General features: G+C 58.7%; 24 protein-coding genes. 16 read left to right on the forward strand and 8 right to left on the reverse strand.

What is annotated here, in order from left to right; translation table 11 throughout:
- Positions 1–46: 46 nt before the first annotated feature.
- The 3 genes from AC2FFA_RS05945 to AC2FFA_RS05955 are packed head-to-tail and all read left to right on the forward strand — an operon-like array spanning position 47 to position 4,601.
- Positions 47–514, forward strand: a complete 468-nt coding sequence (locus AC2FFA_RS05945; protein ID WP_117867918.1) for a MarR family winged helix-turn-helix transcriptional regulator — start codon at positions 47–49, stop codon at positions 512–514.
- Positions 511–1,548 carry an efflux RND transporter periplasmic adaptor subunit gene (locus AC2FFA_RS05950; protein ID WP_496850512.1) on the forward strand — a complete coding sequence of 346 codons (1,038 nt, stop codon included), beginning with the start codon at positions 511–513 and terminating at the stop codon, positions 1,546–1,548. Before AC2FFA_RS05945 ends, AC2FFA_RS05950 begins: the two co-directional genes overlap by 4 nt.
- 11 nt (positions 1,549–1,559) lie before the next feature.
- A complete protein-coding gene (locus AC2FFA_RS05955; RefSeq protein WP_496718747.1) occupies positions 1,560–4,601 on the forward strand; it encodes an efflux RND transporter permease subunit in 3,042 nt (1,013 codons plus the stop codon).
- 232 nt (positions 4,602–4,833) lie between these two features.
- Here AC2FFA_RS05955 and carB read toward each other — a convergent pair whose 3' ends face one another.
- The gene (gene carB, locus AC2FFA_RS05960) at positions 4,834–8,178 is read right to left on the reverse strand and encodes a carbamoyl-phosphate synthase large subunit (protein WP_496850515.1); all 3,345 of its coding nucleotides are present in this window, start codon (positions 8,176–8,178) and stop codon (positions 4,834–4,836) included.
- Between the two features lie 177 nt (positions 8,179–8,355).
- Here carB and AC2FFA_RS05965 point away from each other — a divergent pair, with 177 nt between their 5' ends.
- Genes AC2FFA_RS05965 through aspS form a run of 4 tightly spaced genes read left to right on the forward strand, consistent with a single transcriptional unit; the run spans position 8,356 to position 12,606 of the window.
- Positions 8,356–9,483, forward strand: coding sequence for an aminodeoxychorismate synthase component I (locus tag AC2FFA_RS05965; protein ID WP_496850517.1), 1,128 nt, complete (start codon positions 8,356–8,358; stop codon positions 9,481–9,483).
- Entirely contained in the window at positions 9,438–10,085 is a 648-nt protein-coding gene (locus AC2FFA_RS05970; protein WP_117867929.1) for an aminotransferase class IV family protein, read from the forward strand. Before AC2FFA_RS05965 ends, AC2FFA_RS05970 begins: the two co-directional genes overlap by 46 nt.
- On the forward strand, positions 10,082–10,771 hold the full coding sequence (locus AC2FFA_RS05975; RefSeq protein ID WP_496850519.1) for a CPBP family intramembrane glutamic endopeptidase: 690 nt from the start codon (positions 10,082–10,084) through the stop codon (positions 10,769–10,771). The genes AC2FFA_RS05970 and AC2FFA_RS05975 overlap by 4 nt, the downstream gene beginning before the upstream one ends.
- A gap of 59 nt (positions 10,772–10,830) precedes the next feature.
- Complete coding sequence (aspS, locus tag AC2FFA_RS05980; RefSeq protein ID WP_496850521.1) at positions 10,831–12,606, forward strand: aspartate--tRNA ligase; 1,776 nt, start codon at positions 10,831–10,833, stop codon at positions 12,604–12,606.
- A 173-nt stretch (positions 12,607–12,779) separates the two neighbouring features.
- On the opposite strand, the gene AC2FFA_RS05985 is transcribed toward aspS, so the two are convergent.
- Positions 12,780–13,499, reverse strand: coding sequence for a response regulator (locus AC2FFA_RS05985; RefSeq protein ID WP_496850523.1), 720 nt, complete (start codon positions 13,497–13,499; stop codon positions 12,780–12,782).
- Positions 13,500–13,635: 136 nt separating this feature from the next.
- Between AC2FFA_RS05985 and mce the strand changes: the two genes are divergently transcribed.
- The gene (gene mce, locus AC2FFA_RS05990; RefSeq protein ID WP_117867935.1) at positions 13,636–14,040 is read left to right on the forward strand and encodes a methylmalonyl-CoA epimerase; all 405 of its coding nucleotides are present in this window, start codon (positions 13,636–13,638) and stop codon (positions 14,038–14,040) included.
- Positions 14,041–14,064: 24 nt separating this feature from the next.
- Positions 14,065–14,337, forward strand: a complete 273-nt coding sequence (locus tag AC2FFA_RS05995) for a DUF1467 family protein (RefSeq protein ID WP_117867937.1) — start codon at positions 14,065–14,067, stop codon at positions 14,335–14,337.
- Between the two features lie 12 nt (positions 14,338–14,349).
- On the opposite strand, the gene AC2FFA_RS06000 is transcribed toward AC2FFA_RS05995, so the two are convergent.
- Positions 14,350–15,042: an EI24 domain-containing protein gene (locus AC2FFA_RS06000; RefSeq protein ID WP_496683323.1), complete on the reverse strand. Its 693-nt coding sequence runs from the start codon at positions 15,040–15,042 to the stop codon at positions 14,350–14,352.
- Entirely contained in the window at positions 15,039–15,617 is a 579-nt protein-coding gene (locus tag AC2FFA_RS06005; RefSeq protein ID WP_117867939.1) for a nitroreductase family protein, read from the reverse strand. The genes AC2FFA_RS06000 and AC2FFA_RS06005 overlap by 4 nt, the downstream gene beginning before the upstream one ends.
- Before the next feature lie 135 nt (positions 15,618–15,752).
- Here AC2FFA_RS06005 and AC2FFA_RS06010 point away from each other — a divergent pair, with 135 nt between their 5' ends.
- Positions 15,753–16,028, forward strand: coding sequence for a DUF167 domain-containing protein (locus AC2FFA_RS06010; protein WP_299895366.1), 276 nt, complete (start codon positions 15,753–15,755; stop codon positions 16,026–16,028).
- Here the strand turns inward: AC2FFA_RS06010 and AC2FFA_RS06015 are convergent.
- Positions 16,016–16,264, reverse strand: coding sequence for a DUF8831 family protein (locus AC2FFA_RS06015; protein WP_117867943.1), 249 nt, complete (start codon positions 16,262–16,264; stop codon positions 16,016–16,018). The two genes, AC2FFA_RS06010 and AC2FFA_RS06015, sit on opposite strands and share 13 nt — an antisense overlap.
- Positions 16,265–16,384: 120 nt before the next feature.
- Between AC2FFA_RS06015 and AC2FFA_RS06020 the strand changes: the two genes are divergently transcribed.
- From AC2FFA_RS06020 to AC2FFA_RS06040, 5 genes are all read left to right on the forward strand, one after another.
- Complete coding sequence (locus AC2FFA_RS06020) at positions 16,385–17,092, forward strand: M48 family metallopeptidase (protein WP_496683331.1); 708 nt, start codon at positions 16,385–16,387, stop codon at positions 17,090–17,092.
- Positions 17,089–17,457: a YigZ family protein gene (locus tag AC2FFA_RS06025; protein WP_496683334.1), complete on the forward strand. Its 369-nt coding sequence runs from the start codon at positions 17,089–17,091 to the stop codon at positions 17,455–17,457. The genes AC2FFA_RS06020 and AC2FFA_RS06025 overlap by 4 nt, the downstream gene beginning before the upstream one ends.
- 69 nt (positions 17,458–17,526) lie before the next feature.
- Entirely contained in the window at positions 17,527–17,778 is a 252-nt protein-coding gene (locus tag AC2FFA_RS06030) for a DUF6455 family protein (protein ID WP_117867945.1), read from the forward strand.
- A 14-nt stretch (positions 17,779–17,792) separates the two neighbouring features.
- Positions 17,793–18,062, forward strand: coding sequence for a DUF6455 family protein (locus AC2FFA_RS06035; protein WP_117867947.1), 270 nt, complete (start codon positions 17,793–17,795; stop codon positions 18,060–18,062).
- Entirely contained in the window at positions 18,062–18,322 is a 261-nt protein-coding gene (locus AC2FFA_RS06040) for a DUF6455 family protein (RefSeq protein ID WP_117867949.1), read from the forward strand. The genes AC2FFA_RS06035 and AC2FFA_RS06040 overlap by 1 nt, the downstream gene beginning before the upstream one ends.
- Here the strand turns inward: AC2FFA_RS06040 and AC2FFA_RS06045 are convergent, their stop codons facing one another.
- A complete protein-coding gene (locus tag AC2FFA_RS06045) occupies positions 18,323–18,565 on the reverse strand; it encodes a CDGSH iron-sulfur domain-containing protein (protein ID WP_299895352.1) in 243 nt (80 codons plus the stop codon).
- A gap of 229 nt (positions 18,566–18,794) precedes the next feature.
- Between AC2FFA_RS06045 and AC2FFA_RS06050 the strand changes: the two genes are divergently transcribed.
- Positions 18,795–18,983 carry a hypothetical protein gene (locus AC2FFA_RS06050; RefSeq protein WP_050604769.1) on the forward strand — a complete coding sequence of 63 codons (189 nt, stop codon included), beginning with the start codon at positions 18,795–18,797 and terminating at the stop codon, positions 18,981–18,983.
- A 132-nt stretch (positions 18,984–19,115) separates the two neighbouring features.
- Here the strand turns inward: AC2FFA_RS06050 and AC2FFA_RS06055 are convergent, their stop codons facing one another.
- A complete protein-coding gene (locus AC2FFA_RS06055; protein ID WP_299895350.1) occupies positions 19,116–19,475 on the reverse strand; it encodes a hypothetical protein in 360 nt (119 codons plus the stop codon).
- A 112-nt stretch (positions 19,476–19,587) separates the two neighbouring features.
- Positions 19,588–20,976 carry a 30S ribosomal protein S12 methylthiotransferase RimO gene (gene rimO, locus AC2FFA_RS06060; RefSeq protein ID WP_496850529.1) on the reverse strand — a complete coding sequence of 463 codons (1,389 nt, stop codon included), beginning with the start codon at positions 20,974–20,976 and terminating at the stop codon, positions 19,588–19,590.
- Positions 20,977–21,000 lie beyond the last annotated feature (24 nt).

Raw genomic sequence — 21,000 nt, forward strand, 5'->3', positions numbered from 1 at the left:
TCAGAAACTGAAGTATATGACCCCTCCAAGCGCGCGGAGATCCCCCATGCCCGACGATATCAGTACCAGACTTGGCCGCCTCAGCCCCGAGATTCAGGCGATCATGGGGGTGTATGCCCTGTACTGGAAACTGGAAGAGACATTTGACTGCATCGAGACCGACCTGAGCCACCCCGAATGCCACATGCTGATCAAGCTGGATCAGCCGAAACGCATGGGGGTCCTGGCTGCTGACATGCTGAGCGTACCGTCCACAATCACCGCAACCGCGGATTCCCTGGAAAAAGCAGGCTATCTGACGCGCGAGCATGACCCCGAAGACCGCCGCGCCTGGTTGCTGGTGCTAACCGAGCAGGGTGAAGAGGTCCGCAACATGCTGGTGGCCGAGGCCGGAGACCTGTTTCACAGGGCCTCGGGTCTGAACGAAGAAGAAACAGCCGAATTCGCGCGACTGGCGCGCAAAATCCGTGACAACGTTTTGAAAACGGGAATTCCCGAGGGACTGAAGAAATGAAACTCCTGACCTCTCTGGGCCTTGCACTGGCCGTTCTGGCAACTCCGATTGCCGCTCAAGATACTCAGAAACCGGTAAAGCTGATGCAGGTGCGCGAAACGGCGCCTGGGTTCACCCGACAGTTTTTCGGCCGTGTTGCGGCGCGGCAGACGGTCGACCTTGCCTTTCAGGTCGCCGGTCAGATCGTCGAGATGCCGGTCAACGAAGGGTTTGTCATCGCCAAAGACGGCCTGATTGCGCGACTGGATCAGGAGCCATTCGAACTGCGGCTTGAGCGGGCGCAGCTTCAAAAGGAACAGGCCGACCGAACCGTAGCGCGCCTGTCGCGTTTGCGTGGCACCACGGCCAGTCAGGTGGCGGTCGATGACGCAGAGACCGAAGCGCAACTGGCCGCGATCGCTCTGCGCGACGCGGAATACGAGCTGGAACACGCAACACTGACCGCGCCATTTGACGCGCTGGTCTCCAGCCGCGCGGTCGAGGCTTTCACCACCGTATCGGGAGGCACGCCCATCGTCCGCATTCACGACATGTCCGAATTGCGCATCGAGGTCGACGTTCCCGAAATCCTGTTTCAACGCTCAGGCCAGAATGACGACATCACCATCACTGCCAAGTTCCCTGTAAGTGATGAAGTCTTCCCGTTGGAAATTCGTGAATTCGACGCTGAAACCTCCAGCGTCGGGCAGACCTTCCGCATCCAGTTCGGCCTGACCCCGCCCGAGGGGCTGCAAATTCTTCCCGGCTCGTCCGTCACCGTCAACGTAAAGGTTCAGGATGAACGCACAGGCATTGTTGTGCCAGCGACGGCCGTTGTTGCTGATGCAACAGGCGAGCTGAGCGTCATGGTGTTCTCGCCGGTTGGTGCGGATGAAGGCACGGTCCGCCGCGTTCCGGTGACGATTGAGCCCACGCAGACGGGCGATGTTCGGGTTTTGACGGGCTTATCCGACGATGACGAAGTTGTTGTGGCTGGCGGCGCCGTGCTGACAGACGGTCAGCCCGTGCGCCGGTTCACCGGCTTCGCGAACTGAGGGGCTGACAGATGAACATCGCGCGCGCCTCGATTGATCGACCGCTTTACACATGGCTGATTATCCTAATCGCTCTGTTTGGGGGTATCTGGGGGTTCACGTCGCTTGGTCGCTTGGAAGACCCGGCTTTCACCATCAAGAACGCGGTCATCGCCACGCAGTATCCCGGTGCGACGGCGGAACAGGTGGCGCTGGAAGTGTCCGAGCCCTTGGAATCCGCGATCCAGCAAATGGGCGAGGTGGATGTCATCACCTCGGTCAACCAACCCGGACAATCGTTGATCGAGGTAGAGATCAAGTCGACTTACGACGGCACCGAACTACCCGATATCTGGACCCGCCTGCGGGCCAAGGTGCGTGATGCCGCCCGCGGGCTTCCGTCGGGTGTCAGCCAACCTTACGTGAATGACGGGTTCGGTGATGTATTCGGCCTGTTCTATGCGGTGACCGCCGAAGGGTTCTCGGACGCCGAAAAGCATGAATTGGCAACGTTTCTGCGACGGGAATTGCTGACCGTGGACGGCGTCGCCGATGTCGAGGTTCAGGGCCTGCCGGACGAGGCGATTTTTGTCGAACCCGACCTTGCGATTTCGGTGAACCAGAACGTCCCGCTTCAAGCAATCAACGAAGCTATCGCCAATGCGGACTCGGTGAATTCCTCGGGGTCCTTACGCTCTGAAAACGACCGCACCACCATTCTGACCGCCGAAGGCTCGGACAGTGTCTCGGCCATTGCGGGCCTGTCCGTCGGCTCGCAAGGGCAAGTGATCAACCTGTTCGACATGTCCGATGTCTATCGCGCGCGTCAGAACGATCCGGACATCGTGATTCGGTATAACGGTACTGAAGCGTTCACCCTCGGCATCGCTGGTCTGGCCACGGAAAACATCGTCGAGGTCGGCAAACGGGCTGACGCCAAATTTGCTGAGCTGGAGACGAACATCCCCTTCGGGGTCGATATTCTGCCGATCTACCAGCAACATGTGGTGGTCGAGCAGGCCTCGAACGACTTCCTTGTCAATCTGGCCATGTCAGTGACGATTGTGGTCGCCGTGCTGGGTATCTTCATGGGGTGGCGCGCGGCCATCGTCGTCGGCTCGACATTGCTGCTGACAGTGGTCGGCACGCTTCTGTTCATGTCGCTGTTTTCAATCGAGATGGAGCGGATTTCGCTGGGTGCACTGATCATCGCCATGGGGATGCTTGTAGACAATGCCATCGTCGTGGCCGAGGGGATGCAGATCGCGATGCTGCGCGGAAAAAATTCGCGCGATGCGGCGGAGGATGTGGCGGCAAAAACCCAGATCCCCCTTCTGGGGGCCACCGTGATCGGCATCATGGCCTTTGCCGGGATCGGGCTCAGCCCGGATGCGACGGGTGAGTTTCTGTTTTCTCTGTTTGCGGTGATCGGTATCTCATTGCTGCTCAGCTGGATACTTGCTATCACTGTGACGCCCTTGCTTGGCCACTATTTCTTCAAGCAAGGCAAGGAAGGTGAGATCGACGCTTACGGAGGCATCCTGTTCCGCACCTATGGTGCGATCCTGCGCTTTGCGCTGCGCTTCCGCTGGCTGGTTGTTGCCGGGCTCGTTGGAGTAACGGTGGTGTGTTACGCCGGGTTTGGGCTGATGAAACAGCAGTTCTTCCCCAATTCGAACACGCCTTTGTTCTTTGTGCATTACAAGCTGCCACAGGGCACACCGATTGCACGTACGGCGCAGGATATGGCGGTGTTCGAAGACTGGCTGGCCCAACGCGAAGATGTGGTTTCGGTCACGACATTCGTCGGTCAGGGGGCAACCCGGTTCATGCTGACCTATTCGGCGGAAAAACCGAACCCGAGCTATGGCCACATGATCATCCGCACGGAAAGCCTGGATGACATCCCGGCATTGCAGGCGGACCTGGAAGCGTTCGGGTCGGTCCAGTTCCCGGAAGGAGAGTTCGGAACCAAGCGTCTGGTCTTTGGCCCCGGTGGCGGCGATCCGATTCAGGCCCGGTTCTCGGGCAGCGATCCGGTGGTTCTGCGTCAGCTTGCTGACGAGGCCGTGCAGCGCATGGCGGCGGCGTCACCCAACGCGCTGCTCGTTCATCATGACTGGCGCGAACAGGAACTGGCGGTGCAACCGATCTATGCCACAGAACGGGCGCAGACCGCGGGTGTCACGCGCGAGGATATCGCGGCCACTCTACAATTCTCGACCGACGGCATCACCGGCGGCGTGTTCCGGGAACGGGATCGTCTGATCCCGATCATCCTGCGCCGTCCGGCTGATGGGGATTACTCGATTGTCGATCAGGTGGTCTATTCGGACCAGTCCGAGAAATTTGTCCCAATCGAACAGATGGTCGATGGATTCGAATACAAATCCCTGAATACTCTGGTTCACCGTCGCGATCGTGTTCTGACCATCACTGTTGGTGCGGACATCCCGCCTGACCTGACGGCGGCACAGGTTCACGCCGAAGTAAAGGACGCCATCGAAGCCATCGAGCTGCCTCCCGGGTATAAGATGGAGTGGGGTGGAGAGTTCGAGAACTCGCGCGATGCGCAGGAAAGTCTGGGTAAGCAATTGCCGCTGAGCCTGCTGATAATGGTGCTGATCTCGGTTCTGTTGTTCAACGCGATCCGTCAGCCGATCATCATCTGGCTGCTGGTTCCGATGTCGGTCAACGGCGTGGTGATTGGCCTGTTGGGAACAGGTTTGCCCTTCACCTTTACGGCCCTTCTGGGTCTGCTCAGCCTGTCGGGAATGTTGATCAAGAACGGTATCGTTCTGGTCGAAGAGATCGACCTTGTTCGCGCCACGGGTAAACCCCTGCGCGAGTCCATCGTCGAAGCCTCCGTCTCACGTTTGCGTCCTGTTATGCTGGCGGCCATCACGACCATTCTGGGTATGGCGCCTTTGCTGACGGACGCGTTCTTTGTCTCGATGGCGGTGACGATCATGGGCGGGCTGGCTTTTGCGACCGTCCTGACAATGGTTGCCGCGCCGGTGTTCTACCTGCTCTTCTTTGCGCGGGATGAAAAACGCGAGGCACAGGCAGTCTGAAAACGGTCTGTGACCGGGTCCGGGCTTGATCGGACGGACCCGGTTGGATCAGATCAATGGGACAAACGGCACATCACATGCAGCCAGAACTGTATGTAACGTGAGAACCAGAAATATGCGCATTGATCCACTTTCCTTGTGCCCGAATTAGATGCGCGCCCGTTGAGATCAGGTCAACGGGCGCGCATCTGTACGTTCATGAATGAGCCAATTGTGGCTCAGGCCAAGCAAGTTAACCCTGAAGGGATTTCACCTCGACATCCCCTTCAGCCTGCGCCTTGATTGCCAGAGCGGCAGCATGGCTTGCGGCCGCAGTGGTGTAATACGGGATCTTGTCATAGAGCGCGATGGACCGGATGGCCTTGCTGTCCTCTACCGCCTGTGCGCCTTCGGTGGTGTTCATCAGCAGTTGAACCTGACCGTCTTTCAGCATGTCGACCACGTCCGGGCGACCCTCATAGACCTTGTTGACCACATCGCATGGCACACCCTGTTCCGCCAGCCAGCTTTGCGTGCCGCGGGTGGCGACCAGCGTGAAGCCTTGTTCGACCAGAACCTGTGCGGCCTCAAGCATCGCCGCGCCCTTGTCGGCATCCTTGATCGAAATAAAGGCCCGGCCCGAGGTCGGCAGGACCATGCCCGCGCCCATCTGCGCCTTGAGGAAGGCGCGCGGGAAATCGCGGTCCCAGCCCATGACCTCGCCGGTCGAGCGCATTTCCGGACCCAGGATCGTGTCGACGCCCGGGAAACGGGCGAAGGGCAGAACCGCCTCTTTCACCGAGAACCACGGCATATCAGGGTCGGCCAGCGTCATCTGATCGGCGATCTTGGTATCGTCCACGGTCTTGTATGGCGGGCGCTGCGGGAAACTCGCCAGCTTTTCGCCTGCCATGACGCGCGCGGCGATGGACGCAATCGCACTGTCGGTGGCCTTTGCCACGAACGGCACGGTGCGCGAGGCGCGCGGGTTCACCTCGATCAGGTAGATCTCGTCATCCTTGATCGCGAACTGGACATTCATCAGGCCGACAACGTTCAGCGCCTTGGCCAGCTTGAACGTCTGATCCTTGATCTGCCCGATGATCTCTTTCGACAGTGAATAGGGCGGCAGCGAGCAGGCCGAGTCGCCCGAGTGAACGCCGGCTTCTTCGATATGCTGCATGATGCCCGCGACGTGTACATCGGTGCCATCGCACAGGGCATCGACATCCAGTTCCACGGCGCCAGACAGATAGCTGTCCAGCAGAACCGGGCTGTCGCCCGAGACCACCACGGCTTCGTTGATGTAGCGTCTCAACTGATCCATATCGCGCACGATTTCCATCGCACGGCCGCCCAGTACGTAAGAGGGGCGGATGACCAGTGGGAAGCCGATCTCTTCGGCAATCTCCAGCGCCTGTTCGTCGGTCGAGGCGATGCCATTTTTTGGCTGTTTCAGGCCCAGTTCATTGACCAGCGCCTGGAACCGCTCGCGGTCTTCGGCCAGGTCGATGGCATCCGGAGTGGTGCCCAGGATCGGAATACCTTCGGCTTCCAGTGCGTTGGCCAGTTTCAGGGGGGTTTGACCACCGTACTGAACGATCACACCGTGCAGTGTTCCGTTTTCCTGTTCCTTGGTCAGGATTTCCATGACGTGTTCGAAAGTCAGCGGTTCAAAATACAAACGATCCGAGGTGTCGTAGTCGGTCGACACGGTCTCGGGGTTGCAGTTGATCATGATGGTTTCATAGCCTGCTTCGGTCAGCGCAAAACAGGCGTGGCAGCAGCAATAGTCGAACTCGATGCCTTGACCGATCCGGTTTGGGCCACCGCCAAGGATGACGACTTTCTTACGGTCAGACGGACGCGCCTCGCATTCTACGTCACCCATCATGGGAGCTTCGTAGGTCGAGTACATATAGGGCGTCTGCGCCTCGAACTCGGCGGCGCAGGTGTCGATGCGTTTGAACACGGCTGTAACGCCCAGATTGCGGCGCGCCCGGCGGATGTTGTCTTCGTCGCGGCCCGTCAGGTTGCCCAGACGCGCATCGGTGAAGCCCAGCATTTTCAGCTTTCGGATGCCGTCCTCGGTGACGGGCAGACCGTCTTTACGGACCTGACGTTCTGCCTCGATAATCTCGCGGATGCGGGCCAGGAACCACGGGTCGAACTTGGTGACACCAAATATCTCGTCATCGGTCAGGCCATGACGCATCGCTTGCGCGATGGTGCGCAGACGGTCAGGCGTTTGCTGGCTGATCGCTTTGATCACGGCGGCCTTGTCGTCGGCTTCGTCCCACAGGCCCACGTTCAGGCCGGGGATTTCGATCTCATCAAAGCCGGTCAGGCCCGATTCCATCGACGCCAGAGCTTTCTGCATCGATTCGTGGATCGTGCGGCCGATGGACATCGCCTCACCCACCGACTTCATAGCGGTGGTCAGGTAGGGTTCCGAGCCGGGGAATTTCTCGAACGCGAATTTCGGAATCTTGGTGACAACATAATCGATGGTCGGCTCGAACGAGGCGGGCGTGACCTTGGTGATATCGTTGTCCAGCTCGTCCAGCGTGTAGCCAACGGCCAGCTTGGCTGCGATCTTGGCAATCGGGAAACCGGTCGCTTTCGAGGCTAATGCAGAAGACCGGGACACGCGCGGGTTCATCTCGATCACGACCATGCGGCCGTCTTCGGGGTTGATGGCCCATTGCACGTTCGAACCACCGGTTTCGACACCGATCTCGCGCAGAACGGCAATCGAGCCGTTGCGCATGATCTGGTATTCCTTGTCGGTCAGCGTCAGGGCAGGGGCCACGGTGATCGAGTCACCTGTGTGCACGCCCATCGGATCGACGTTTTCGATCGAGCAGACGATGATGGCGTTGTCGGCGGTGTCGCGCACCACTTCCATCTCGTATTCCTTCCAGCCCAGCAGGCTTTCATCGACAAGGATCTGGTTTACCGGCGAGGCATCCATGCCAGAGCGGCAGAAATGGATGTAATCCTCACGGTTGTAGGCCACGCCACCGCCAGTCCCGCCCAGCGTAAAGGCCGGACGGATGATGGCGGGCAGGCCGATTTCATCCAGCTCATCCAGCGCCATCTGCACACCGGCGTCCAGATCGGTGGTTCCGTCTTCGCGCCTGGGGGCGGTCACGATGGTCGCCTTGGGGTTTTCCAGACCCAGTCGATCCATCGCCTCGCGGAACAGCTTGCGGTCCTCGGCCATTTCGATGGCCTCGCGCTTGGCGCCGATCATCTCGACGCCGAATTTCTCCAGCACGCCCATCTCTTCCAGTGCCAGCGAGGTGTTCAGGCCGGTCTGCCCGCCCATGGTAGGCAACAGGGCGTCGGGGCGTTCTTTCTCGATGATCTTGGCGACAACCTCGGGCGTGATCGGCTCGATATAAGTGGCATCTGCCAGGCCGGGGTCGGTCATGATCGTCGCCGGGTTTGAGTTCACCAGAATAACCCGGTAGCCTTCTTCGCGCAGGGCCTTGCAGGCCTGAGCGCCGGAATAGTCGAATTCGCAGGCCTGACCGATAACAATGGGGCCCGCCCCAATGATCATGATCGACTGGATGTCGGTTCTTCTCGGCATGGCCTTGTTCCTTCGATTGTCCGCGAGTCAGGGCACCGCCCCAGCGCCCAAATTGTCCTGCGTTATAGGGACCGCGCAAAAAGGTGCAAGAGGTATCGGAAACAGGGGCGAAATTGCCGCTTTCCCCTCTTTCACTTGGCAGAGTATTCTCTATACGGCCCCTCACGGCAAATGAGGATGCAAGTGCGTATTCGTTTCGATCAGGGACCGGCCGGGCGAGGAACCCGGTTTCAGCGTCCGTCTCAGGTGATCCGCGCGGATGTGGCGGAGGACGTGCCCCAGGCTCTGGCGGCGCTGGATGAGGCGCGCGCAGACGGTGCCTGGCTGGCAGGGTATGCCAGTTACGAGCTGGGCTATGCGCTCGAGCCCCGGCTCAACGGTCTTTTGCCGGAAGAACGCCGTCTGCCTTTGGTGTGCTTTGGGGTTTACGATGCACCGGATCGGGTCGCCCTTCCGTCGCCTGCGGGTGACGTGGGCGCATTCCGGCCCCGCTGGGATGAAGCGCGTTACAGCAAGGCGTATCAGACCGTGCATGACGCCATCGGTGCTGGTGACATCTATCAGGCCAACCTGACCTTTCCGATTGATCTGACCGTCTCGGGCAACAGCGAAACGCTCTATGCCGCGCTGGCGGCGGGGCAGCCAGTGGGCCACGGAGCACTGGTGCAACAGGATGGGCTGCCTGATCTGCTCAGCCGCTCGCCGGAGTTGTTTTTCCGCACCGATGAGGGTGGACGGATCGAAACCCGACCGATGAAGGGCACGCAACCGCGCAGTGAAGACCCGGATGAGGACGCGCGCCGCCGGGCTTTTCTGACCACGGACGAAAAGAATCGGGCCGAGAATCTGATGATTGTTGACCTGCTGCGAAACGACATCAGCCGTGTCGCGCTGCCCGGATCCGTTCATGTGCCCGAGCTGTTCCGGGTGGAAACCTATGCCACCGTTCATCAGATGGTCTCGCTGGTCCGGGCGCAGCTGCACAAATGCGTGGGGTTGGGTGAAATTCTGACAGCACTGTTTCCCTGCGGGTCGATCACCGGAGCCCCCAAGATCCGCGCGATGGAAATTCTGGCGGAACTGGAGCCATGGGCGCGCGACATCTATTGCGGTACAATTGGCTGGGCCGCACCTGATGGCCGGTCCGAGTTCAACGTGGCCATCCGCACCTTGATGCTTGAAGATGATCACGCCACTCTGAACGTAGGCGGTGGCGTCGTTTGGGACAGCACCGCCCCATCAGAGTATGAGGAGGCGTTATGGAAAGCCCGCTTCGCCCGCCAGCTGAACCTGATTTCAGCCTGATCGAAACACTGGCCCTCCGGCCAGGTCAAGGCTTTGTAAGGCTGGACCGCCATCTTGCACGAATGGCCCGCACTGCGCGGGTGTTTGAGATTCCTTTCAATCCGGATGAAGCGACCGCCCGGCTGAAAAGCGCGGCTTGCGACACCCCGCTGCGTTGCCGCCTTACGCTGGATGTGTCGGGTTCGGTCGATCTGACAACCGGCGAACTGGTGGACAATCCCAGGATCTGGCGCGTCGCTCTGTCAAATCAGCGTCTGGCTTCGAATGACCTTTGGTTGCGTCACAAGACCACGCGCCGTGCGCTCTACGACTCTTCGCGCGCTGCACTGCCAGAGGGGGTGAATGAGCTGTTGTTTCTGAATGAACTGGATGAGCTGTGTGAAGGCACCATCACGAATTTGTTTTTGAAAATGCCTGATAGCCGGGTTCTGACACCCGCTCTGTCCAGCGGGCTTTTGCCGGGGATACTGCGGGAAGAACTGCTGGATAATGAAACGGTCACCGAAGCCGTTCTGACCTTGACCGACCTGAAAAACGCCCAAACTGTATACATGGGCAATTCATTGCGCGGACTGATCGAGGTGGAGCTTATAGACAGGTGACAAAAAACAGCACGATGGTCGGACCGCCGGTAGCATTGCGACGGCTGCGGCTGGAATTCGGCATCTTCTATATCGGCTTCCCGTTGCTGATCGCTGTTCTCTTTCCACCGAACTGGATGTTTCCGGCCCTGTTTGCACTGACCGGGCTAGGGATCGTTCTTCTGCACCGGACGCCCGGATTTCAATGGGCTGAGCTTCGTTATGGCTGGGCCAGCTGGACCCTGCGCGAGATTGCTCTGTTCTCTGCCATCGTGACCGTCTTTTGCGTAGGACTGATACAGATCACACGTCCGGATGCCGCGTTCTTCCTGCTTATGCACCGCCCCGAAATGCTGGCCCTCATCTGGGTCGGCTACCCACTTTTGTCAGCGCTGCCACAGGAGCTGCTGTTCCGCCCTTTGTTCTTTCGCCGCTATCACGCGATCCTGCCAGAAGGGCGCGCGGCCTATCTGCTGAACGCGGCCATATTCTCGTTCGCACACCTGATGTACTGGAGTTGGATCGTCGCCCTGATGACACTTGTCGGCGGGCTACTGTTCACCTGGGCCTACCGGCAGCGCGGGTCATTCTTCTATGCGGTACTGCTGCACGCGATTGCAGGCAATATCATCTTTGCGGTGGGGCTGGGTGTCTATTTCTACTCAGGCAATGTGCAAAGGCCGTTTTCAAAGGGCGACCCGCCTTGACTTTCCGGGTCTGACAGGGTGTATCGGCGCGACGAATTCTGCGCCCGAAGGGATATTCCATGCACGCCTACCGCAGCCACACCTGCGCCGCCTTGACCGCCGCCAATGTTGGAGAAACCGTTCGCCTGTCCGGTTGGGTGCATCGGGTTCGAGATCATGGGGGCGTGCTGTTCATCGACCTGCGCGACCATTTCGGCGTAACTCAGATCCTGTGCGACGGCGACAGTGCCGCCTTTGCCGAGTTGGAAAAGGTGCGGTCTGAATGGTGTATCCGCATCGACGGCACCGTCAAAGCCCGCGACACGGACCTGGTGAACCCGAAACTGCCCACCGGCGAGATTGAAGTTTATGTACGCGAGCTGGAAGTTCTGGGGGCCGCCGACGAATTGCCGCTGATGGTCTTCGGTGATCAGGAATACCCCGAGGAAACCCGCCTGCGCTATCGCTATCTGGACCTGCGCCGCGAGGCTATGCAGCAGAACATGACCCTGCGCTCGGACGTTGTCGCATCCATGCGTAAAAGGATGTGGGATCAGGGTTTCCGCGAATATCAGACGCCGATCATCACCGCGTCCTCACCGGAAGGCGCGCGCGACTTTTTGGTGCCTTCGCGTCTGCACCAGGGCAAGTTCTACGCGCTACCGCAGGCCCCGCAGCAATTCAAACAGCTGATCATGGTGTCGGGCTTTGACAAGTATTTCCAGATCGCGCCGTGTTTCCGTGATGAAGACCCGCGTGCTGATCGCTCGCCCACCGATTTCTACCAGCTTGACCTTGAGATGTCGTTTGTCGAGCAGCAGGATGTGTTCGACACGATCCAGCCCGTTCTAACCGGTGTGTTCGAAGAGTTCGGCGGGGGCCGCAAGGTTGATCAGGAATGGCCGCAGATTTCCTACAAGGATGCAGCGCTCTGGTACGGCACCGACAAGCCCGACCTGCGGAACCCTATCAAGATGCAGGTTGTATCTGAGCATTTCCGTGGTTCTGGCTTTGCGATATTCGCCAAATTGCTAGAGCAGGAAGGCACCGAAATCCGAGCCATCCCGGCCCCATCTGGTGGCAGCCGTAAGTTCTGTGACCGTATGAACGCCTTTGCCCAAAAAGAAGGTCTGCCGGGCATGGGCTATATCTTCTGGCGCGATCAGGGTGAAGGGATGGAGGCTGCGGGTCCGCTGGCCAAGAACATCGGCCCCGAGCGCACCGAGGCAATCCGTCAGCAATTAGGTCTGGGCGTAGGCGATGCAGCCTTCTTCCTGGGTGGCAAGCCGAAGGCCTTTGAAAAGGTCGCCGGTAAGGCACGTGACGTGATCGGTGAGGAATTGAACCTGACCGAAAAAGACCGCTTTGCCTTTGCGTGGATCGTGGACTTCCCGATTTACGAGCAGGATGAAGAAACCGGCGCGATCGACTTTGAACATAACCCGTTCTCGATGCCGCAGGGCGGCATGGATGCGTTGCAGGGCAACCCGCTGGATGTGCGCGGTTATCAGTATGATCTGGCGTGTAACGGGTACGAGCTGGTTTCAGGCGCGATCCGAAACCACAAGCCGGAAATCATGCTGAAGGCCTTTGAACTGGCTGGCTATGGCGAGGATGAAGTGAAATCCCGCTTTGGCGCGCTGTTCAACGCCTTCCACTACGGCGCACCGCCACACGGTGGTTGCGCGGCCGGTATCGACCGGATCGTGATGTTGCTGGCGGACGAGGCCAATATCCGCGAAGTCATGATGTTCCCGATGAACCAGCGCGCTGAAGATCTGATGATGGACGCACCTTCGGATCCGAGCTCGGATCAGTTGATGGAGCTGGGTCTTCGCATTATCCCTCAGGACTGATCAATGACCGTCCGCTAAAAAGCGGGCGGTATTTCCACGCAGGTTTCGCGTGTCAGTCCAGCGGGTTTTTCAGATTGTTCCGATTGACACGAATGGAACGCGCTGCATGCCGTGTCTGGCGGTAAAACCAAACGCACAAAAGGGTCGCAGTGATGAAATAGGCTGTGACCATTTCAAATTGCCTCTCGCTGTTCCAGACGGTTCTGTACCATCCCGGCAACCTGCGCTGCCTGCGCGGTGATCGGTGTCCCGTTTGCGCGTGACAGTGCCAGCTTTCGCGCGGCTTCCGCCAGGGGTCTGTCGTCTGCCTCGCGCGCGACTCCCTGTAGGAACTGTGCGGCGTAGTCCAATGTGCGATGATCGTTGGGACCTGCGAGCACATCGGCGATGTGGGCCATGTCGTCCTGATAGGCCAGAGGGTCCGGGTGGATGATTTCATCGCGTACCGCATGCAACCCGCAAGGCCGCCGATCTTCCGGCAGGCGTTCCAGAATGGATTTCTGAAAATAAGACATTGATTTTAGAGGCTTGGACAAAAATCCATCCGCTCCGGCCGCAAGAGCCACGTCTTCGCTGGCGTCATCGCCCGACAGGCCCATGATGACGCTGATACGGGGCGTGGCATCCGCCAATTCGGCGATCAGGTCGGCACCGGACCCGTCCGGCAGGCCCATATCGACCAGTATGACCGAAGGCCGATAGATCTGCAGATGCCTTCGGGCCGATTTCAGACAATCCGCGCGGCGAATACGTGCGCCGCTGTGCAGGCACATCAGGCGGATGGCATCGCAAGCGTACCGGCTGTCTTCGACAACCAGTATGGTCTGACCCAGCAAGGGTCGAGTCGCGGTAGGCGCGGCGGTGGTGGTGGCAAGTAGGCCCGAATCGTCCATGGCAGCTCTCCTATGCAGCAGATGCCTCACGCTAGGAACTTCTGGCTAACACGACGTTAACGCGCGATTTGGCGCACTTGTCCTTTGGCGGATCAGCCCCCATAACCCAACCAACGCAGGACAGCAGGAGTGAAACATGATTGGACGCCTGAACCACGTAGCCATCGCCGTACCCGATCTTGAGGCGGCGTCCGAGCAATACCGCAATGCGCTGGGCGCCAAGGTCGGCGCACCGCAGGATGAGCCGGATCACGGTGTCACGGTTGTGTTCATCGAGTTGCCAAACACCAAGATCGAACTTTTGTACCCACTGGGCGACGACAGCCCGATCAACGGATTTTTGGAAAAGAACCCGTCCGGCGGCATCCACCATGTATGTTATGAGGTCGAGGATATCATCGCTGCCCGCGATCATCTGAAAGCAACCGGCGCGCGTGTTCTGGGATCAGGTGAGCCCAAGATCGGTGCGCATGGAAAACCGGTTCTGTTTCTGCACCCTAAGGATTTCAACGGCTGCCTGGTCGAACTGGAGCAGGTGTAATCCCCCACCCTCGGAGGGCCTGAAATGACCATTACTGCCGCACTGGTGTTGTTCGCCGTCATCTGGTTCATGACGTTGTTGGTGGTGCTGCCCATTCGCATCAAAACCCAGGGCGATCTGGGTGACATCGTTCCCGGCACGCATGCGGGCGCGCCGGAAGTGCATCACATGAAAAGAAAGATGTGGATCACCACCGGTATCTCTGTGGTTCTGTGGGCGATCATCGCCGGGATCATCCTGTCGGGCGTGATCTCGGTGCGGGATTTCGACTGGCTGAATCAGCTGGAGCCAAGGTAATCCTCGTCAGGCCTATTGGCCGGACACGGCGTGATATATATGGGTGAACGTGGCGGCCCCGATGATCGGGATCACCAGGTTCACCAGCGGCACTGAAAGAGGAATGGCCATCAAGGTGCCCGCCACCCAGATCGTTGTCGAGTGTTTGGACCGCAGCTTGCGTGCCCCGTCGCGCCCGATTCTTCGCATCGCAACCAGGGTGAAGTATTCCCTCCCGAGCAAGAACCCGTTCATGGCCCAGAAGATGAAAGGCGCAAGCGGGGTGAAAATTGCGTACAGGATCAGCGCCAGCAGGTTTGCGACAATCAGAACTCCAAGAAAGCTGAGACCGTCCATAACCGCCTCTGAGACAGGGATGCGTCGTGCGGGCGGCAAAGCCGGAAAATGCTTGTCCTCAACCGCCTGTGCCACCTCGTCCAGAAAGATCGAGGTGATGGCCGATGCGACCGGCACCATCAGAAAAACAGGCAAAACAAGGACAAGGACGATACCGGAATAGTTCAGGACGTCGTTCAGCCACGGGACAGCACCCACAAATGGCAGAGAGATTTCACTGCCTGACAACCAGTTGATCAACCAGATCGCACCTGCACAGGCGAGAACCAGCAACAGAATGGTCAACCCCACACCGCGCAGCAAGACGGCCCGGAACTTGGGATCTCCGATCTGGCCAAGTGCGCTGAAAAAGGCGTTCAGGATAATCATTTCGTAACCCACTCTGTCAGCGCGGCCACATCGGGCCGCGGGCGTTCCGGCGGGGCCGTCCCCTCGGTGGCGATATGAATCAACCCGGCCACACGTTCGTTTTCAGCAAGTCCAAATGCGTCGACGCAGAATTCGCGATCATGTGTTTGCCAACCCGACAGCCAATTTGCGCCCCAGCCCGCAGCCAGCGCGGCGTTCAGCAGGGCCAGACAGACCGCGCCAGCGGAGTAGGTTTGTTCGATGGCCGGAATCTTCTCGGATGGTTTTTGAACCTCGATGATCGCAACTGCCAGATGCCCCATATCGAACTGGCTGCGGGCTTTGGTGATGTCTTCCGGGCTTTTGTTCAGCTTTTGTCCGCAGGTCTCGGTCAGGGCTGCCAGACGAGGCATGGCGCCCTTTTCGAGAACGATGAACCGCCACGGCTCCAGTTTGCCGTGATCGGGGCTGCGCGCTGCGGCCGTCAGCAGGGGCAGCAACTCTTCCCGGGTCGGGGCCGGTGCAACCAGTGTCTTGGCGGGCCGGGACCGGCGCGACTGTAAAAACTCCAGAGCGACGGGGTTTTTCAGGGACATATGTTAACTTCCTTTACATCACGACTCTGTATCTTGGTCGGCGTTCAGCCCGTTTCAAGGGCGCGCCGATCGATTGCGTGGATCAATTTCATTCCGATGTCCTTCATGCAAGACTATTGAAAGAAGGGGGAAACAATGACGAAATCCAAACTACGCGATTTGCCGGACCTCAGCGCGCTGGCGCGGGCAGAGGCTACGTTCGAACTGAAGGTGACGCCAAAGGCGGCCCGTGATCGCGTGATCGTTGAAGAAGATCAGATCAGGGTTTTCGTGACAGCCCCACCTGAAAACGGTAAAGCCAATAGCGCTGTGCAGTCACTACTTGCAAAATGCCTTGGTGTCGCGCCTTCAACCCTGACACTGAAACACGGGCAATCCGCACGGATCAAGGTGTTTGTCTATGACCCCTGAGGCCCGGTTTCGCGAATCTGATAAACGCCTTCGGGCAGGTCCAGCGCGGCCGCCAGATCCCGCACCTGCTCCGGTGACAAAGTGATCCTTTGTATTTGATCGGTACGGGGATCCAGTTGCTCCAGCGTGACGCATTCGGCGAAATTATTGATCACAACATCTTCCTGCAAAGGTCTTTCACCTTCGTCCACAAGCGTAATGACCGTCGAGTCGAATTCATGCTCAATCGAAAACATGAGACCAGAGTGCAGGCCGCCGAGGCGCAATGCAAGCCGTTCGTTGAGCCGGCGGTGTGGTTTCGCCGGTTCGCTCGTACTATGTTGAAATCACGGTCATTCGACCTCAAAGGATATGACATGCACAGATGGTTTGTTTTATTGCTGTCCCTGCTGCTTGCTGCGTGCGGAGAGGGGGCCTTGCGTGTCCAACCCGCCGAGGAATGGCTGGGGGATGAACCAGAGGCCGAACCCATGGTGCAAACCTTTCGCGAGGTCAGCCGGGCGGTCGGGGCCGAAGCCCGTAGCCAGTGCCTGAAACAGACGACTGGGCAGAATTGCGACTTCCGGATTCTTGTTGACCTGAACCCTCAGGCATCGGCCAATGCGTTTCAGACGCTGGACAACAAAAAGCAGCCGGTGATCATATTCACTCGCTCGATGATCGAATCCACCCAGAACGCGGATGAACTGGCGTTTGTCATGGGGCACGAAGCAGCCCACCACGTGTTGGGGCATATCGCCAGACAGAGTGAAATCGCCAGCGCCAGCGCGGCCGAGTTCGGGCGGGTGGCGCAGTTGCGTGGCGGGGATGCCGCTGCAATAGAGGAAGCGCAAAAGCTGGGTGCGCAGGTCGGTGTTCAGGCCTACGTGAAAGACTTTGAGCTGGAGGCAGACCAGTTGGGAACCATCATCACCTATAACGCGGGATACAATCCGTTGGTTGGGGCAAAATTCTTTGATCGGATCCCGGATCCCGGTGACAGATTTTTGGGAACCCACCCGCCAAATGCTCAACGCGTTCAGATCGTGCTGGAAACAGCAGAGCAACTGGGTCTGTCCCAATGACCGCGCTTACATGTCTGGGGGTTATCTTGACGGATCGCGGTTCGAAATACGCGGTGTCCGGGGCGCAGGTCACGACGCGGGCTGAAATCGACGCCGTTCTGGACGATTTGAAATCCGACAAGAGCTATGCCAAAGCCACCCATAACACCTGGGCTGCGGCTTTGCCGACCGGCGCGTTGAAAGCTGATGACGGGGAAAGCGGCGCGGGCATGGTGATCCTACGTATGATCGAACGCGCCGGGCTGAAAGATCATGTAATTATCGTGACGCGCTGGTACGGCGGCAAGAAACTGGGCGGGGATCGCTTTCGCCGTGTTCAGGATGCCACGCGGGCCTATCTGGATCACATCGGCGTCCAATCTTGACCTGAGTCAATGTTTGCCCTCGCGGATGCGCTACCCTTTGGACACAGCGTGAAAGCGAAAGGAAACAGCATGCCCACCCAAGAGACCCTGCGGCTGCATGCCGGATTGGTGGACGATATGGCCAGAATGCTGGACATTGATCTTGAGGAAGCCGCCATTGATGGCTCCGTTTCCGTGGACCAGATCTCTGACGCTGTTTTGCGCTGTACCGACTGCCCGAACCCGGATCACTGCAAGAGTTTGCTGAACAATCCCGGTTCTGCTCGGCGTACGCCCGAATACTGCCGAAATCAGGAATTGCTCGACAATCTCCTGCCTTAACGTACAGGTGTGCCATGACACGTCTGGGCGAAATCATGACCCATCTGCGTTTGGTGTTGCGCATGGGGAGAGCAACCGGAACCGATTTGGCAGCAGCCTATCGGAGCGGTCATCTGAAACAAGAAGAATGGGCGGAAATCGTGCAGCAGTGCCGCGGCTGTTCCTGGGCCAAGGACTGCCCGGAGTGGTTGGAACGGCGTGAGCAGGTCGAACAGGCCCCGTTTTCATGCCCGAATCGCAAGTGTTTTGCCGCCCTCAAAGCCAAGCAGAAGGAGCACGCTTGATGTCTCAGGTCGCGTTAGGGGAAATCGAAAAGCACTTCTGGCTTACACGCTCGGTTTCGCGCTGTATGGGCATTTCCATGACCGAAGTGATGGCCGACGGACGCCTTTCGCCGGAACAATACGCCGAGCTTGTCACGCGGTGCCGCGCTGCCGGATGTGACGTGCAATGCGAATACTGGCTGGCCCGGCAGCAGGGCCAGGCGGCCACGGCCCCGGATTTTTGCCCGAATGCCGAGACCTTGAATGGACTGAAAACCTGATCAAAGCCCGCTGTGCGTTCCGTCGCACAAAGGCGGTTTCGAGCTGTGTTTGCACCCGCAAAAGAAGACCTTTTTACTTTTATCCGCTGTATATTTCACGGGTTCAAATCCGGTGCCTTTATGCGATCCGTCGCAAAACGGCTGGCGGCCGGATTTTCCGCAGGCGCACCAGAAATAGGTTTTCCCTTCGACCACCTCTACCGGAAAAGGTGATTTCTGGGCAATGATGGGTGCGTCTGACATGTGGCTTCTCCGTCTTTTGCTGATCTCGCTGCAACATCTTAGGGCGCTGACGCCAAAAGGATAGTTGCGACGCTGCAATGATCACCACTGCGGCCTCGGATTGGCATGGATTCGCTGTGACTCACAAAGACGTGATCGAGTCAGTTGCCAGATTGTCGTTCAGCCCGTATTCTGAATCTGGCCCCGAAAAGCTGGGCAATATCAGAAAAGTAATAGAGGATTGACGGACATGAAACTGAAACTCGCTGCTGTTGGCGCATTTGCACTGATCCTGACTGCCTGCGCGCAGCAGGAAGAACCGACACCTGTTTACGTTCAGCCCAGCTATGACAAAGCCGGCACACCTAGCTGCCCGGGCGGTTATCAATTGGCCACAACCGAGGCTGGTCAGACGGTCTGCGACCCGATTACTCAATAAGCCATTCGCAGGCGGCCCGGATGCGGACCGCCTGCTCCAATCTGGGGATTGCAGCCGCCATTCGAGGCGGTTTTTTCTTGCCTGCGTTTGCGGCTATCGGGCAGGCTGCTTTTTGCAGTGCGCAAACACCGTTTAGTGCCTTTGGAAGCCGTAGGAATGCTTGAACTTGAATGATTTGAATTTGTGTCGCTTGACCGATCCATAGGGGATATGCGCGAGGACACGCCGTTTGGGGGCGGTGTATCGATAAACCGGGGTCGGCTTTTTGGTATGCACCTTGGGGTGCTTGGCATGTGACTTGGCTTTCGGGGCCACGAAATACCGGTTTTTCTTGTGACGGCCGTTTTTATGAAAACTCAGATGTTTGCCGCCGGCCACAATAAATCCGGCAGAGCCGACATGTGTGGGCTGGGCGTAACCGGGGGTGGCCAAGAAATGCGCGGCCATTAGGAAAATTACACCGTTCAGGCCAAGCTTGAAGATACGAGACATGAAAACCTCCGTGTTCGGCTTTCAGTCCAAGATCGGGTCTGACCGCGTGTTCTGCCAATTAACTCGCTTCACGCTTTGTCCATATGACGTGTGTCTGACGCATTGTCAGACCTTAGACGGGCTTACCCCACAAATCGTATTCTCCGGCCTCGTCCACTTCGACCGTGACGACGTCACCGGGGTTGAGGTTTTCGAATCCTTCATCGATGAACAGGTTGCCGTCGATCTCGGGCGCGTCTGCCTTGGTGCGGCAGGTGGCGGCCTCGTTGTCGATCTCGTCCACGATCACCTCAAGCGTCTGTCCGACCTTCGCCTGCAACTTGGCCTCCGAGATCGCCTGTGCCTTTTCCATGAAACGATCCCAGCGCTCTTGCTTGATTTCTGCCGGGACGTGATCGGGCAGGTCGTTCGAGCGCGCGCCTTCGACGTTTTCATATTGAAAGCAGCCGACGCGATCCAGCTGCGCCTCATCCATCCAATCCAGCAGCGTTTGGAACTCGGCTTCGGTTTCGCCGGGGTAACCGACGATGAAGGTTGACCGCAGGGTAATGTCGGGGCAGGTCGCGCGCCACGCGGCAATCTCGTCCAGCGTCTTGGCGGCCGCGGCCGGGCGGGCCATGCGTTTCAGAACGTCCGGGTGGGCGTGTTGAAAGGGAATGTCCAAATAGGGCAGCACGTTGCAACCCGCATCCGCCATCAGCGGAATCAGCTCGCGCACATGCGGGTAGGGGTAGACATAGTGCAGGCGCACCCAGGCATCCATCTGCCCTAGCTCCCGCGCCAGATCGGTGATGTGGCTGCGCACCTCGCGGTCTTTCCACGGGTTCACGTCGTATTTGCGATCCAGCCCATAGGCCGAGGTGTCCTGCGAAATCACCAACAGCTCGCGCACGCCATTGTCGACCAGCTTTTCGGCCTCGCGCAGGACAGCATGGGCCGGACGGCTTGCCAGTTTGCCGCGCATGTCAGGAATGATGCAGAACTTGCACTTGTGGTTACAGCCCTCAGAGATTTTCAGATAACTGTAATGGCGCGGGGTCAGTTGCACGCTGCTGGCGGGTAACAGGTCCACGAACGGATCAGGATCGGGTGGCACGGCGGCGTGCACCGCATCCAGAACCTGCTCGTATTGGTGCGGGCCGGTGACAGCCATGATGCGGGGGTGATGTTCGCGAATGTAATCCGGTTCTGCGCCCAGACAGCCGGTCACGATGACCTTGCCGTTTTCCACCAGCGCCTCTCCAATCGCGTCCAGCGATTCCGCCTTGGCGCTGTCAAGGAACCCGCAGGTGTTCACAATGACGGCATCGGCCCCGGCATAATCTGGCGAAATGCCGTACCCTTCGGCACGCAGCCGGGTCAGAATGCGTTCACTGTCGACCAACGCCTTTGGGCATCCCAAGGACACCATACCGATGGTCGGCTGGTTTGATTGGGGCGTCTCGGTGATCCGGGCAGCAGGCGCCAGGTCGGGGCGGAGGTTTGGCGGGTTCGTCGTCATGCGCGGCATATAGTGGGGAAAGCT

The sequence above is a fragment of the Ruegeria sp. YTSB088 genome, from assembly GCF_059609825.1.